The sequence below is a fragment of the Pseudomonas helvetica genome (genome assembly GCF_039908645.1).
GTDB classification, from domain to species: domain Bacteria; phylum Pseudomonadota; class Gammaproteobacteria; order Pseudomonadales; family Pseudomonadaceae; genus Aquipseudomonas; species Aquipseudomonas helvetica.
This window is the reverse complement of sequence record NZ_CP150917.1, coordinates 6,382,827-6,397,024: the sequence shown is the minus strand read 5'-3', so window position 1 is coordinate 6,397,024 and position 14,198 is coordinate 6,382,827. Positions and strand designations below refer to the sequence as shown.

Sequence of the window (14,198 nt, the reverse complement as noted above, 5' to 3'; positions counted from 1 at the left end):
CGGGCCGTTCACACTGCGCCGGGTGCGCAGGGGAGAACCGTGATGGAGCTTTCACCTTGGCATGCCGGCGAGAAACAGTTGCAGGCTCATGCAGGGGTTGCCGAGCGTATGGAAGCGCACGGGCGTAAGGTGATCCGCAAGCTAATGCCGGATCAGCATCGGCAGTTCTATCGTCAGCTGCCGTTCATGGTGTTCGGTGCCGTGGACGCCGACGGTAACCCTTGGGCGAGTATCCTTGAAGGCCCGCCGGGGTTCGCCCATTCCCCTGAACCTGCACAGTTGCAACTCGACAGCCTGCCAACGCTGAACGACCCGGCGCAATTACACGCCGGGGCGGCGATTGGTTTGCTGGGGATCGAGTTGCACACAAGACGGCGCAACCGGATCAACGGCCGGGTCAGCACGATTGACGTGCAAGGCCTGAGCGTCTCGGTCGAGCAGTCTTTCGGTAATTGCCCGCAGTACATTCAATTGCGGCAGTTCGAATCGGTGCCGTTGGCCGATCCGTCGACCCGTATCGCACAGCGCCTGAATTCGCTGGATGACGCGGCCACGGCGATGATTCGGGATGCCGACACCCTTTTTGTCGCCAGTTACGTGGATGTGGATAACTCGCGCTCTGTGGATGTTTCCCACCGTGGTGGCCTGACGGGTTTTGTTCAGGTCGAGGGTGACTGCCTGACCATCCCTGATTTTGCCGGCAATCTGCACTTCAATACCTTGGGCAACCTGCTGCTCAATCCGCGGGCGGGGTTGCTGTTTATCGATTTCACTACGGGCGACTTGCTGCAGGTCAGCGGTCGTACCGAAATCATCCTCGATGGCCCACAAGTCGAAGCCTTTCAAGGCGCCGAACGGTTGTGGAAGCTGCATGTGCAGCAGGTGGTTCGGCGACCCGCAGCGTTGGCGTTGCGCTGGCGCTTCGATGGAGTTTCGCCCACCAGTCTGCTGACCGGCACCTGGGAACAGGCTGCCGCCAGGTTGCAGGCAGCGGCATTGGGCGATCACTGGCGGCCATTGCGGGTGTCCCGGATCGAGCGGGAAAGCCAGAGCATTCGCTCGATCTATCTGGAGCCGGCTGACGGCGCCGGGTTACCGCTGTTCCAGGCCGGGCAGCACTTGCCGGTGCGTTTCACGCTTGATGGCCAGGTGCACATCCGCACTTACAGTCTGTCGAGTGCGCCCTCCGATGAGTTCTTTCGTATCAGCGTGAAACGTGAAGGGTTGGTGTCGTCACATTTGCACGAACACATTCGGGTCGGTGACCTGATTGAAGCCCGCGCACCGCAAGGGCATTTCACGCTGGCCGCCAATGAACGCCGGCCGCTGGTGCTGTTGGCGGCCGGGGTCGGTATCACGCCTTTGTTGTCGATGCTCCGTGAAGTGGTTTACCAGGGCCAGCGCACACGGCGTACCCGCCCGACCTGGTTGATCCAGAGTTCGCGTAGCCTGGCTGATCAGCCATTTCGCGCTGAGCTTGAGCGCTTGCTGGAGGGCGCGGATGACGCAGTTCGGGTATTACGTCTGCTCAGCCAGCCGGAACGCGAAGCCCTGGAAGGCGAGGATTTTGACCTGACCGGGCGCATCGACCTCGCACTGCTTAAAACCATCCTGTTGGTGGAAGACTACGATCAGCTGGATTTTGTCTTGTGTGGTCCGAGCAGTTTCACTCAAGGGCTATACGACGATTTACGTGGGCTGGATATCCGCGATCAGCGGATTCACGCCGAAACCTTTGGTCCTTCGACGCTACGTCGGCAGCCGGATCCAGAGGTGGTAGTCATCGATCAGTCTCCAGTGGCCACCACCTCGGTCGCGGTGGTGTTTCAGCGCTCAGCCATTGATGCTCGCTGGCAGCCGGACGGCGGCAGTTTGCTGGAGTTGGCAGAAAGCCAGGGTTTGCGGCCAGAGTTCAGCTGTCGCGGCGGTTCCTGCGGCACCTGCAAGACCCGTTTGATCAGCGGTCAGGTGACTTATCCACAGCCCCCGGCGGAGTTACCCGGTGCGGGGGAAGTGCTGATTTGCTGTGCGGTTCCGGCTCAGGGCCAGCAGCTGTTGGTGCTGGATGTGTAGGGGGTCATGGAGTACGCACATTCAACCTCCCAAAGCCTGACGGTAGGCGTGAGCTGTTATCGCCGCGCAACGCTCCCAGGAAAAAAGCTTCGCTTGTTGCAACCCCGCTTCTCGGCATGCCTGCCAATGCGCTTCATCCTCGACCAGATGGCTCATGGCCGCGCACAAACCGTGCAAATCATCAGGCTCAATATAGTTGCCCGCAGCGCCCGCGACTTCCGGCATTGCCGAGCGTCGAGTCAGTATTACTGGCGTGCCACTGGCCATGGCCTCCAGAACCGGAAGGCCGAAGCCCTCATAAACTGACGGAAAGATCAGTGCTCGGGCGCCAGCCACCCACTGAGCGACGTGCTCATCGGGTAAATACCCGAGCAGGCGAACATGACCGGCTGCCAAGGCGTTGTTCAGTTCATCGCTGAACTGGCGACGTTCCCATCCAGCCATTCCGATCACCAGTAAAGGAAAACGCTGGCGCAATGTCTCGGGCAGTTCGGTGTGGGCGCGCAAGGCCAGCGACAGGTTCTTGCGTGGTTCCAGGGTGCCGACACACAGGAAGTACCCCTGTGGTTTTACCCCATAAGGTTGCAGCACCTGCTGTAGCGATGCGTTGGAGCGCGGATGAAAACGCGCCGCAGCCCCCAGCGGGGCAACCACGAAGCGCTCAGGTCCAAGGCCGAAATAATGCTGAGCCTCTTGGGCAACAAACTGCGAGTCGGTCAGGATCAGGCGGGCCTGCTGCACGCCCTGGCTCAGTCGGCGTTCTATCTCCCGCAACCGCGCTACGGGCTGGGTCGACGGGTAGTGCAGATGGGTCAGGTCATGCAGGGTCATGATGGTCGGTCCCTTGAACGCCAGGGGCCACAGACTCGGTTCGTGGTAGAGGTCGATGGTCGCCGAGCGCCCTCGGTCGAAGCGTCGTTGCTCCAGCCAGCGCCGCGCCTGGTAAGAACCGGGGATTTGCCGTAGCAACGGTGTGAGCCGTGAGTAACCGGGCATCGTTGCCTTTGGCAGCGACGAACTCCAACCCCAACCGTGGAACAATGACAGTTCGAGGTCCGGATCATGGGCCAGGGCACTGACCAGCTCGGCCAGATAGTGGCCGATGCCGGTTCGGGGGGCCTGGAGAATTCGTGCGTTAAGGGCAATCTGCATGCTGCTTCTCAACGGTCACCTGGGACTGCTTCAGGTTGCGCAGAACGTGCTCAACCAATTGCTTACTGGCCTCGCGCCAACCGAGCCAGCGCCATTCGCTCACCTTGCGCGCGGCCGGGAAGGCTCCGGTGTTTTCCATGTGGGTGATCAGATCGACCAGGCTTTGCGGGGACGCGAGATTGAAGTAGGCCATGAATTCACCGCCAATCTCGCGGAACACGGGAATATCACTGCCCATCGCTGGCAAACCGCGTTGCATCGCTTCCACCAGTGGCAGGCCGAAACCTTCGACGTAGGACGGAAACACCAGTGCGCTGGCGTGGGAGTAGGCATATTCGAGGCTGGTGTCGCTCAGGTCGTTAAACATGAACAGCCGCTGGTTCAGCTCCGAATGTTCACGCACACGGGCGAGCAGGGCATCGCACTTCCAGCCGATTCTGCCGGTAATGCACAGTCGGGCTTTGGAGCCTGCAGCCCAGGCAAGCTCGAAGGCGTCCAGCAGATAGTCGTGGTTCTTGCGCGGTTCAATGGTGCTGACCATCAGGAACACCGGTTCCGACGTTGCGAACAACTGGCTCAGACGCGGTTCCACGGCGGCGGTGGCTTCGCTCAGGTCCAGTTCAGAGCCGAGGTGGAAATAGTCGAACCACAATGTGTCAGCTTTCGCCGGGCCGACCCTGCGATGTACTTCCTCACGCACCTGATCGCGCACCGTGGCGGAAATTGCCACATAGCCGTCGGCGGTTTTGGTGATCCAGTCGAACCACTGGGTAAAAATCTGCACCAGCCGCGTGTCGTAGAAGTGCGGGTGGGTCAGGGGAGTCAGGTCGTAGATCACCGAAACGATACCTACGCCGTCGCGTTTGAGCTGTTCGGCCAACGGAAAGGAATCCGCGTGCCAGGATGAATCCAGCAATACCAGTTGATCCCCCGGCTGGTGTTGCAACGGTGAGCAACGCTTAGGCAGATGATATTGGTTGATCTGGTCAATCAGGCGCAACGGAACGCTGAAACCTGCCAGTGCCGTGAGGCGGTAAGCCACATACAGCGCTCGCCGGGTCCATCGCGAAGTGCAGCGTTTGTCGAAACGTTGGTGCAGTTGGCGGTAGCGGTGCGCCAGGCGCTCCAGGCGCCCGGTGAACTCCATTAGCCCATCGAACAACGGAATGTTCAAAGGGGCCAGCGTCAGCACTCGGTAGAGCTTGCCCTTGAGCATCACCACGGGAATGCATTGCACGCCGTCCACGGTTTCCGGCAACTGATTGATGACGTTGCGCACCACCCGCTGAATGCCCGAATTGATCTTGGGGTGTTGGAACACATGGGTACACTCTATCAGCAGGCGAGTCATGGTGTAGTCTCCGAAACAATCTGTGCGGTTGTGCGAGTGATGGTGGTTTTCGCTCCCAGCCACGAGCAGCCGACGAAGTCCTCATGTCGGTTATTGATGACATGGAACACCAGGCCGTAATCGCGCCATTCGAAATTGCGGTCCAGGTGCGAATCCAGTCGCGACAGGCTCAGTGCCACGGAGTAGTTGCCTTTGCCCAGGTGCATGGGGAAGGCAAACCGGTAGGTCACCCGTTCTCCGGTCCTCAAGTCGGTGAGTGCTTGGTCCAGGCGATGGGTATTGATGCCGTACATGGGTTGACCCAATCGATCCTTGATCATGAAACCCAGTACCAGGCGCTCGATATCCTGGCGAACCTCGACCTGAACCTCGAGCACCACCGGTTGGCCGACTTCGGTGACATCGATCGAGCGTTCACGCTCGTCGAGCATGCGAACACTAAGAATGCCGGCTTCACCGGTTCCGGAAACGGTCTGTACCTGACCGGTGGCGAGCATTTCCTGGCGTACGATCTGACCTTCGCGCTCGGCTATCATGGCGTTGTAGTAGTCGAGCACCTCTTCCGGTTTTCCGTGCATGGCCATGTGGCCATCCTTTAGCAGGATTGCGGTGTCGCAGATCGACTGGATCGCCGAGCGATCATGGGAAACGATCAGTAGCGTAGTGCCTGCCCGGCGATAGCTGCGGATACGTTCGAAGCTCTTGTGCTGGAAGTAGGCATCGCCCACCGACAGCGCTTCGTCGACGATCAGGATGTCGGGTCTGCGGGCGGTGGCGACGCTGAAGGCCAGGCGCATTTGCATGCCGCTGGAGTAGGTGCGCACCGGGTGGTCGATGGCATCGCCGATCTCGGCGAATGCTTCGATCTGTGGCATCAGCGCTTCGATTTCTTCTACCTGCATGCCCAGCAGTTGCCCGGCCATGAAGACGTTCTGCCTGCCCGTGAAGTCGGCATGAAAGCCCATGCCCAGTTCCAGCAGCGCCGCCACGCTGCCCTGTACTTCAATCTTGCCGCAGGTCGGCTGTGTGGTACCGGTGATCATCTTCAGCAAGGTACTCTTGCCGGCGCCATTCACCCCAACGATACCAACGGCCTGCCCCGGCGCGATTTCAAACTCGACACCTTGCAGGATCCATTGCTGGTGATGGCGCGGTTTCGAGAACGGAACAATCCATTCGAAGAGTCGGCTCCAGCGGTTTTGGTACTGCTTGTAGGCTTTGCCCAGGCCGGTTACGCGGATATGTCCCATCAGAGTTCGTCCACCATTTCACCCACTCGCTGGCGGAACAGCCGCAGGCCAATGGCACACAACAGTAGCGTGATGACCAGCATCGGCAGCAACGAACTCCAGACCGGCCATTGGCCGTAGAGGAATACGTTCTGATAGCTGGTCATCAGCGCGGTCAGGGGGTTGAGCTCAAGCAAGCGCTGGATTGGCTGGGGCAGGATCGCAAGCGGATAGACGATCGGCGTGAGCCAGAACCAGAATTGCAGGCAGATGGCGAAGAGTTGCCCGACATCGCGAAAGAACACGTTCAACACCCCAAGAATCATCCCAAGGCCGGCACAGAACAGTATTTGCAGGGCAACCAGAGGTAACAGCGCCAGCAATGCCATGCCTGGCAAGCGACCGCTGATCAGCAGAAAACCGAGAAACAGCGCCATGATGATTGCGAAATTGATCCCGGCATTGAACAGCACGATGACCGGCAGACAGATGTGCGGAAAGCTGATCTTCTTCAGCAGGTTGGCGTTTTCCAGAAACATGCCCTGGCTACGTAGGGTGATCTCGGAAAAAAAGCCCCAGGTCAGTAAGCCGGCGCACAAGTAGATGCTGTAGGCCAAACCGTCGTCCACGCCAGGCAATCGCGCGCGCATGATGTGGGAAAAAATCACCGTGTAGACGACGATCATCGACAGTGGGTTGAGTACGGTCCAGAGCGCACCGAACAGCGAGTTGCGATAACGCGCTTGAAACTCCCGTTTGACGCTACCAAGGATGAAACCCCGGTAGCTCCACAGCGAGCGATACAAATTGAGTAACATTCAGACCATCCTGCCGTATTGATCTTCGAAGCGGACGATATCGTCCCCCCCCAGATACTCACCGCTTTGCACTTCAATGATCACCAGATCGATCACCCCCGGGTTTTCCAGACGATGCTTGTGCCTGGCGGCAATGAAGGTGGACTCGTTTTTTGCTATCAGGTGTGTCCCCGAGCCATTGTTGGTGATCTTGGCCATGCCTTCGACCACGACCCAGTGTTCGTTGCGGTGGTGGTGCATTTGCAGTGACAGCTTGGCCCCGGTTTGACCGGTGATCCCTGTGATCAGTGCACTTTTTGTCATTCTTGTAGTACCCGAGACTCCCAGTCGGAAAGGATCGCCCGCAGGGGCAAGGATTGTTGTGTTGTAAGTTCAGGCGCCCATCCTGTGGCATGGTGCAGCTTGGCATGGCTGCCACAGACACGACGCTGTTCTGCACGGCGCAGAAGCGTCGGGTCTTGAATCAGTTGCATATCGATCTGGGCCAGATCTGTCAGTTGCTCGATCACGGAGCGGATGCTCTGCTCGACCCCGGAGCAGATGTTGTAGACCTGCCCGGGCGTACCGCACGCCAGCAATGCCAGGTAGGCCGACACGACATCTCGGACATCGAGAAAGTCGCGCGTCACGTCGATGTCGCCCACTTCAAGTTCAGGCGCTTGCAAGCCGAGCTTGATCCGGCAGATCTGCCGGGCGGCGCTGGCGATGACGAAGCTGTCCAGCTGCCCGGTGCCGATGTGGTTGAAGGGACGCGCGACTAGCACGGGCCAGCCTTCGGTCATGCCCCATTGCAGACACAGCATTTCCGCCGAGAGCTTGCTCACGGCATACGGGTTGCGCGGGCAGGGTGGCTGGCGTTCGTCGATCGGCAAGGCGCTTTCGCTGACCTGGCCGTAGACATCGCCGGAGCTGACATACAGGAAAGTACCGTTGAAGCCCCGCGCCTTGAGGGCTTGCAGCAGGTTCAGGGTGCCTAGCAGGTTGACCTGAAAAGTCTTAGCCGGGTCGCGAAAGGCTTCGGGGACGAAAGTTTGCCCTGCCAGATGAATCACCGCATCCGGAATATGCGGCCACAGGCCGTCGAGGCTTTTGGGTTCACACAGGTCATAACGGGATGGGACGGGCGACAATTCCCAACCCGAGTCAGAAGAGTTCAGACGGGATTGGATGTGACGTCCTACGAATCCACTCAGACCCGTAACGAACAGACGCTTCTTCAAGCAGCAGCCCCCTCAATGAGCAAACTTCGGCAACCCCAGTCTTTACTAGGTAAAACCGGAAAGCAGAGGCTGCTTTCTCGGAAATGTCTGGTATGCGAAGTCGTTGTTGTAGTTGTTTGGTAGCCAATCTGTGCCAATTGCGCGGCAATTTCAATAAGTCCCACCGTGACCGGTCAGTTCTCGTCAGCGTAGCCTGATTTATTCTCGCCGGACGGTTCACGAACCCTCGGCGGATGTGTTTAGAATGCCCCTCGTCATGATCGTCCAGGGTTCGGCGGGTTGTTCTGAAACTCCGCGAAACTGACCACTAAAACAAGAACGTAGACGGGCAAGAAGACGATGGACGAGGGCCGGCAAATACCGACTCGATCCATGGTTTTGCCGTCATAGAGTGAGGCTGCCGGGACGGCAGTTTCATCGTGGGATGCCATGAATTTCATTCTTTACTCGGACGTCAACGACAGTTCCATCAGCCAGAGCCTCGGTCGTCCCGAATACAGTTATTACTTCGTGCTCAAGGCTTATCGCCCGGTGCTCGAAAGCCTTGGGCGGGTGCATGTGGTGTCCTCCACTGCCGAGGTCGACCCCCTCTATCGACAATTGCTTGCCGTCGGCGAAGACAGCCTGTTCCTGTCCTTCACTCCGCCGCAGAAAACCCCGAACGACCTTGAGTGCCCGACGATCTGTGTAGTCGCCTGGGAGTTCGACTCGATTCCCGATGAGCAGTGGGACAACGATCCGCGACAGGACTGGACGCAAATGTTCGCGCGCCAGGGGCGGGTGATCACGCTCTCCAGTCACACCGCCCGGGCGATTCGTCGGGCCATGGGCGAAGACTTCCCGGTGTTGGTCTTGCCGACACCAATATGGGAAAACTTCTCGGCCATTCGTAGCTGCCACACCAGCAGGCCGGTCAACTCGGGATCGACCCTCGACATCAAGGGCTGCATCTTCGATAGCCGCACGCTCGGGCTGTCTGCCGATGCGCTGATTCCCGTGCCGCTGACCGCCGAGCAACTGGCGGAACTGGAAGCCTTACGGCCGCCACCGTTGACGCTAAAGCGTCGCTTGATCATTGCTCGCCATTACCTGCGCCTGTGGGCGCTGGATTTGGGCAAGGCGCAACCGGTGCCGGTCCATCGCACGCATTTCCTGAGCCAGTGGTATTGGGAGGGGATTCGCGATCTTTTATCGGACTCTGCCCATTACCGGCTGGCGAGGGTCCTGCCGGCCATCGCCGGCCCGCAGTTGGTTGTGGCGCCTGAGCCTGCCCCGATGGATTTTCCCGACACCACCGCCCAGGTCGAAACCGAGGTGGACGGCGTGATCTACGTCAGCGTGTTCAACCCTCAAGACGGCCGCAAGAACTGGCATCGACTGATTTCGGCGTTCTGCTGGGCCTTCCGGGAAACCGAGGACGCCACGCTGGTGCTGAAGATTACCCACAACGATCTGTCGTCCTACTACACCGAACTGATGACCTTGTTGGCGCAGCTGTCGCCGTTCGCCTGTCGGGTGGTGGTGATGCACGGTTATCTGGACGATCCGCAATACGCCCGGCTCTACGAAGCCGCCAGTTACTACGTCAACGCTTCACGCTGCGAGGGACTGTGCCTGCCGCTGATGGAGTTCATGGCCAGTGGCAAACCGGTGATCGCCCCGGACCACACGGCGATGGAGGATTACATCGACGAGCGCGTGGCATTTGTGGTCGAGTCCAGCGAAGAGCTGACCATCTGGCCTCAGGACAGTCGCATCATCTACCGCACCCTGCGCTATCGGCCGGACTGGGGGTCGTTGAAAACGGCTTACGAAAACAGCTATCGAATGGCCAAGGAGCAACCGCAGGATTATCAGCGTATGTCTCGCGCCGCCATCGAACGCATGTACGACTACTGCGCTTTCGCCCCGGTGCAACAGCGCCTGTCGGATTTTTTCGGGTTGGCACCGCTGACTTCGCAGGCAACAGCTGTGACGGATAACGCCTCATGCTGATCATCATTCATTCGGAAACCAACCAGCACACCATCGCCCAGAACCTTGGGCGCTCGGAGTACAGCTATTACTTCGTGCTCAAGGAATACCGGCCGGTGCTGGAGCGATTGGGGACGGTGGTGGAAGTCAGCGACCCGCAGACCGAAGTCGATGCCCTGTACCTCGACTGCCTGTCCCGTGGGGAAGACTGTGTGTTCCTGTCGTTCTCGCCGCCTCATCGCACACCGGTACATTTTGCCTGTCCGACCCTGGCGGTGTTCGCATGGGAGTTCAGTACCATTCCCAACGAGCCATTTGCCGGTGAACCGCACAATGACTGGCGTACCGTATTGCGGGCGTCAGGCGCGGCGATCACCCATTCCAGCTACACCGTCAATGCAGTGCGCGAGGCAATGGGTGCCGATTATCCGATCGTGGCAGTACCCGCGCCGGTGTGGGACCGTTTTGCCTCGCGGGGTGCACAGTTACAGCGCCAGCCGCTGGCCCGTCAGGTGCGATTGAAGATCAGGGGATTGTTGGCAGACAGTCGCCAGCTCGACCTGCGTGCCTTTGGTCCTGCGCATTTGCGCGCCGGCAAAGGTATCGATTTCCAGGCGCCGGCTCGCGAGCATGATTTAGTCCTCGACGGAGTGATCTACACCTCGGTATTCAACCCAAGTGACGGGCGCAAGAACTGGGAAGACATGCTCAGTGCCTTCTGCGTGACCTTCCGCGAGGTGGAAGACGCGACGCTGGTGCTCAAACTGACCCACCACGATGCCGAAGAAGCGCTGACCGACGTTCTTCACCATTTGTACAAAAACCAGTCTTATCGCTGCCGTATCGTACTGATTTACGGCTACCTCGCGGATGCGGACTACGAGCGTCTGGTTCAGGCTACCAGTTATGTGGTGAACACATCCTACGGTGAAGGCCAGTGTCTGCCGTTGATGGAGTTCATGTCCTGCGGCAAGCCGGCGGTGGCGCCACGCACCACGGCGATGATCGATTACCTGGATGTCGACAACGCTTTCCTGATCGATACCACTGACGAACTGACCGCCTGGCCTCACGACCCGCGAAGGGCATTCCGCACCCTGCGATACGTCACCAATTGGGCGTCGTTGTGCAGGGCTTATCGGGCTAGCTACGAGGTTGCCAAAGACGATCCCGGGCGTTACGCACAGATGTCCACCCATGCGGTGGCCAGTCTCGAAACCTTCTGCAGCCAGGCAACCGCTGAACAACGCCTTGAAGGATTTTTTGCTCGGCTGTTCAAGGCCCGTGCGGTGTCTGCCGTGGAAACCCCCAAGGCATGATCCGCGCACTGATGAAACGCCTGTTTCCTGCGGTGAAATCCGAACCGTTACCGATTGTGCCGAACCCGGTTTCGCCCAGGGATGTGGGTCTGCACGACGCCATACTCGACGGCTGGTTTCTGGGTGACAGTGGTGAGTTGCTCAAGGGCTTCGCCATCACGGCGGACGACACCTTGCTGGACGTCGGTTGCGGTGAAGGTGTGGCGACGTTGTTTGCGGTGCGCCAGGGTGCGTCGGTGATCTTCACCGACAGCGAGCACGACAAGGTCCGCGACCTCGCCCGGCAAGTGGAAGCCCAGTCAGACAAGCCGAGCCTGGGGCTGGTGAGCAACAGCCTGCCGCTGCCCTTGGCCGATGGCTGTGCAAGCAAGGTCGTGTGCATGGAAGTGCTTGAGCACATCGATCAGCCCGAGCCGTTCATGGCCGAACTGGTGCGCATGGGACGCCCCGGCGCGTTGTACCTGCTGAGTGTGCCGGCGCCGGTAGGTGAACACCTGCAAAAGGGCATCGCGCCCGCTGGCTATTTTCAATCGCCCAACCATGTACAGATCTTTACCCCGGAGCGCTTTGCCGCGTTGGTTGAAGACGCTGGGCTGGTGATCGAGCATCGTCAGGCCACAGGCTTTTTCTGGGTCATGGGCATGATCTTTTTCTGGGCCGGCGAGCGTGCGGCCGGGCGTGACCTGGGCGGGGCGGTGCGTGACCGGATCACGCCACCGTTCTCACCGTTGATGGAGAGTTGGGCGCGTACCTGGCTGGACTTGCTGGCGCAACCCGACGGGCTGGCGATCAAACAGATGCTGGACGGATTCATGCCCAAAAGCCAAGTGATTATTGCCCGTAAACCCTACGCAAGCAGCGACCCCCACACTGGAGCCACCTTATGCTGAGCCTTCTGAAAAAACTTACGGCGGGCAAAAAAACCGCTCCGATGCAGGCAGAGGTTGCGGCACCCACCCCGCCTAAGGTCAACTCCTACCAGCTGGGCCTGGAAGATGCAATGCTCAGTGGCTGGTTCAATCAGCAAACCCGCGAGCTGTTTACCGGGTTCGATATTTCCCCTGAGGATACGGTGTTGGACGTCGGTTGTGGGGACGGCGGCAATGTGCATTATTGTGCGATGAGCGGCGCGAAAATCATTGTCGCTGACATCGACGCGGCGAAGATTGCCGCCACCGGCGAGCGCCTCAAGGACACCCCGGCGCGTGATGTCGAATGCTATGTCACGGACTGCAACCCGCTGCCATTGCCTGACGCCATTGCCACGCGCATTGTGTCCACCGAAGTGATCGAACACGTGGACGATCCGGCGCAGTTTCTCGCAGAACTGGTGCGGGTTGGCAAGCCAGGCGCCTTGTACTTGCTCAGTGTTCCCCACCCCAGCTCCGAACACCTGCAAAAGGGCATTGCCACCGAGCAATATTTCCAGAAGCCCAATCACATTAGGATCATCGGCGAAGAGCAGTTCAAGCAGATGGTTGGTGATGCCGGCCTGGAAGTGATCAGTCACAGCCAGTTCGGCTTCTACTGGTCGATGTGGATGTTGCTGTTCTGGGAAACTAAGGTCGATCTCTACAATGCCGATCATCCGCTGCTCAATCACTGGGCTGAAATGTGGCGGCTGATTCTGGACTCCCCACGCGGTCCGCAGCTCAAGCAGGCGCTGGATGCGGCCGTGGCAAAAAGTCAGGTGATCATTGCCCGCAAGCCGCTGTCTGCCTAGCGCTGAGCAGCCAGGCGCCCGAATGACAAATGCCAGTCAATCAAGCTGACTGGCGGCCGCAGATGAAAACCAATAATGAATGTAGAGCGTTCGATGAGTAATAAGAAAAACCTGGAAATCGAATACCTGCGCGGCATGGCGATTGGCCTGACCCTCTTCGCGCATCTGTCGATGCTGCTGCCGTTCTACAAAGACTTTTTTTCCCGTGTGTTCAATCTGTATGCCATGGGGTCAGGGGTGGATTTATTTTTCTGCATCTCAGGCTACGTTGTAAGCAAAAGTTATCTGGACTACTTCGACAAACACCGGCAACAGGGTAGCTACGGTCTTGCGACCTTTACCTTCTGGCTGCGGCGTGCGTACCGACTGCTGCCTACAGCTTGGCTCTGGGTACTGATTCCGCTGTTCTTTTCGATTTTCTATAACCAATCCAATGCATTTGATTCCTGGTTCAACAACGTTCGCAGTTTCACAGCAGTTGCCACCTTCAGCGGTAACCTCGCGAATCAATATGGAATGTTGCTGGGTCCCAATTCCGTTTACTGGAGTCTGGCACTGGAAGAGCAGTTTTATTTCATTTTCCCCCTGTTCCTATTGTTGGTTACCTCGCAGCGCTGGCGAGTCATCGTGTTGCTGCTGCTGATTGCTGCGCAGTTCGGTCTTGATCGCAACATGTTCGCTCCTGCCCCGGCGGCCATGCTGTTTTCATTCCGTCTGGATGCCATGATGTGGGGCATTTTACTGTGCATGTTCACCCGCACCGACCTCTACAAACAGATGGAACCGATAGTCCTGCGCAGTAGCCTGCTCAAACGTCTGGGTGTGACTCTGTTCTTGCTTTACATGCTCGGTGCCGCGGGTGCGCAATTGAGTTCGACACCGATTGCCTACGGCCTGGTCGCGATCGTGTCGGTCATTCTCGTTTGGCTGGCCAGCTACCAGAAAGGCTATGTGTTCAGCCCTTCGCCACTGTCTCTTGTACTGGAATGGCTAGGCTCGCGCTCGTACGCACTGTATGTGATTCATGTGTTTGCCTATCACCTGAGCACTGAAATATGGTCGCGGGTTGCCACGGAACAAGGACTTACACTTGCTCAGGGTTTCACCACCGAACTGCTACTGACAGCGGTGGCAATCATGCTGGTATGCGCTGAGCTGAACTACCGCTTCATCGAAACACCCTTGCGCCGCCGGGGTGCGGAAATCGCCCGGCGCAAACTGGCACACCTGGAAACTGAGTCAGCCCCCCAACCGCCTCGCCCGTCAACGCCTGACATTCTCCCCGGCGCGGTGAAAGAGTGAGGCAGGCTCGACATCAGCTTGTAGCGAAAAAGTGATT

The 14,198-nt window shown here is 58.7% G+C and carries 11 protein-coding genes and 1 pseudogene; 6 read left to right on the top strand and 6 right to left on the bottom strand.

Annotation, left to right across the window (positions count from 1 at the left end):
- The first annotated feature begins 42 nt into the window (after positions 1-42).
- Positions 43-2,073, top strand: a complete 2,031-nt coding sequence (locus AABM55_RS29635; protein WP_347928483.1) for a pyridoxamine 5'-phosphate oxidase family protein — start codon at positions 43-45, stop codon at positions 2,071-2,073.
- 21 nt (positions 2,074-2,094) lie between these two features.
- Here the strand turns inward: AABM55_RS29635 and AABM55_RS29630 are convergent, their stop codons facing one another.
- The 6 genes and pseudogenes from AABM55_RS29630 to AABM55_RS29605 all read right to left on the bottom strand — a co-directional run bounded on the left by AABM55_RS29630 (position 2,095) and on the right by AABM55_RS29605 (position 7,843).
- Positions 2,095-3,225 (bottom strand): glycosyltransferase family 1 protein, encoded by a 1,131-nt coding sequence (locus AABM55_RS29630; protein ID WP_347928482.1) that lies wholly within the window; start codon positions 3,223-3,225, stop codon positions 2,095-2,097.
- Positions 3,209-4,576: a glycosyltransferase family 1 protein gene (locus AABM55_RS29625; protein ID WP_347928481.1), complete on the bottom strand. Its 1,368-nt coding sequence runs from the start codon at positions 4,574-4,576 to the stop codon at positions 3,209-3,211. Before AABM55_RS29625 ends, AABM55_RS29630 begins: the two co-directional genes overlap by 17 nt.
- Entirely contained in the window at positions 4,573-5,826 is a 1,254-nt protein-coding gene (locus tag AABM55_RS29620) for an ABC transporter ATP-binding protein (RefSeq protein WP_347928480.1), read from the bottom strand. The genes AABM55_RS29625 and AABM55_RS29620 overlap by 4 nt, the downstream gene beginning before the upstream one ends.
- A complete protein-coding gene (locus tag AABM55_RS29615; protein ID WP_145018220.1) occupies positions 5,826-6,623 on the bottom strand; it encodes an ABC transporter permease in 798 nt (265 codons plus the stop codon). The genes AABM55_RS29620 and AABM55_RS29615 overlap by 1 nt, the downstream gene beginning before the upstream one ends.
- A pseudogene (locus AABM55_RS29610) lies at positions 6,624-6,884 on the bottom strand (mannose-1-phosphate guanylyltransferase/mannose-6-phosphate isomerase); the annotation flags it as partial.
- 38 nt (positions 6,885-6,922) lie between these two features.
- A complete protein-coding gene (locus AABM55_RS29605) occupies positions 6,923-7,843 on the bottom strand; it encodes a GDP-mannose 4,6-dehydratase (protein WP_347928479.1) in 921 nt (306 codons plus the stop codon).
- A 429-nt stretch (positions 7,844-8,272) separates the two neighbouring features.
- Here AABM55_RS29605 and AABM55_RS29600 point away from each other — a divergent pair, with 429 nt between their 5' ends.
- From AABM55_RS29600 to AABM55_RS29580, 5 genes are all read left to right on the top strand, one after another.
- Complete coding sequence (locus tag AABM55_RS29600) at positions 8,273-9,838, top strand: glycosyltransferase (RefSeq protein WP_347928478.1); 1,566 nt, start codon at positions 8,273-8,275, stop codon at positions 9,836-9,838.
- Positions 9,832-11,136 carry a glycosyltransferase gene (locus AABM55_RS29595; RefSeq protein ID WP_347928477.1) on the top strand — a complete coding sequence of 435 codons (1,305 nt, stop codon included), beginning with the start codon at positions 9,832-9,834 and terminating at the stop codon, positions 11,134-11,136. The genes AABM55_RS29600 and AABM55_RS29595 overlap by 7 nt, the downstream gene beginning before the upstream one ends.
- Positions 11,133-12,026, top strand: a complete 894-nt coding sequence (locus AABM55_RS29590; RefSeq protein ID WP_347928476.1) for a class I SAM-dependent methyltransferase — start codon at positions 11,133-11,135, stop codon at positions 12,024-12,026. Before AABM55_RS29595 ends, AABM55_RS29590 begins: the two co-directional genes overlap by 4 nt.
- Positions 12,020-12,859 (top strand): methyltransferase domain-containing protein, encoded by an 840-nt coding sequence (locus tag AABM55_RS29585; RefSeq protein WP_347928475.1) that lies wholly within the window; start codon positions 12,020-12,022, stop codon positions 12,857-12,859. The genes AABM55_RS29590 and AABM55_RS29585 overlap by 7 nt, the downstream gene beginning before the upstream one ends.
- A gap of 75 nt (positions 12,860-12,934) precedes the next feature.
- Complete coding sequence (locus tag AABM55_RS29580; RefSeq protein ID WP_347928474.1) at positions 12,935-14,161, top strand: acyltransferase; 1,227 nt, start codon at positions 12,935-12,937, stop codon at positions 14,159-14,161.
- Positions 14,162-14,198: the final 37 nt, after the last annotated feature.

Bases quoted from the DNA above. Each gene is read 5' to 3' on its own strand.
- AABM55_RS29635 (WP_347928483.1), top strand. From the start codon at position 43: ATGGAGCTTTCACCTTGGCATGCCGGCGAGAAACAGTTGCAGGCTCAT.
- AABM55_RS29630 (WP_347928482.1), bottom strand. From the start codon at position 3,225: ATGCAGATTGCCCTTAACGCACGAATTCTCCAGGCCCCCCGAACCGGC.
- AABM55_RS29625 (WP_347928481.1), bottom strand. From the start codon at position 4,576: ATGACTCGCCTGCTGATAGAGTGTACCCATGTGTTCCAACACCCCAAG.
- AABM55_RS29620 (WP_347928480.1), bottom strand. From the start codon at position 5,826: ATGGGACATATCCGCGTAACCGGCCTGGGCAAAGCCTACAAGCAGTAC.
- AABM55_RS29615 (WP_145018220.1), bottom strand. From the start codon at position 6,623: ATGTTACTCAATTTGTATCGCTCGCTGTGGAGCTACCGGGGTTTCATC.
- AABM55_RS29600 (WP_347928478.1), top strand. From the start codon at position 8,273: ATGAATTTCATTCTTTACTCGGACGTCAACGACAGTTCCATCAGCCAG.
- AABM55_RS29595 (WP_347928477.1), top strand. From the start codon at position 9,832: ATGCTGATCATCATTCATTCGGAAACCAACCAGCACACCATCGCCCAG.
- AABM55_RS29590 (WP_347928476.1), top strand. From the start codon at position 11,133: ATGATCCGCGCACTGATGAAACGCCTGTTTCCTGCGGTGAAATCCGAA.
- AABM55_RS29585 (WP_347928475.1), top strand. From the start codon at position 12,020: ATGCTGAGCCTTCTGAAAAAACTTACGGCGGGCAAAAAAACCGCTCCG.
- AABM55_RS29580 (WP_347928474.1), top strand. From the start codon at position 12,935: ATGAATGTAGAGCGTTCGATGAGTAATAAGAAAAACCTGGAAATCGAA.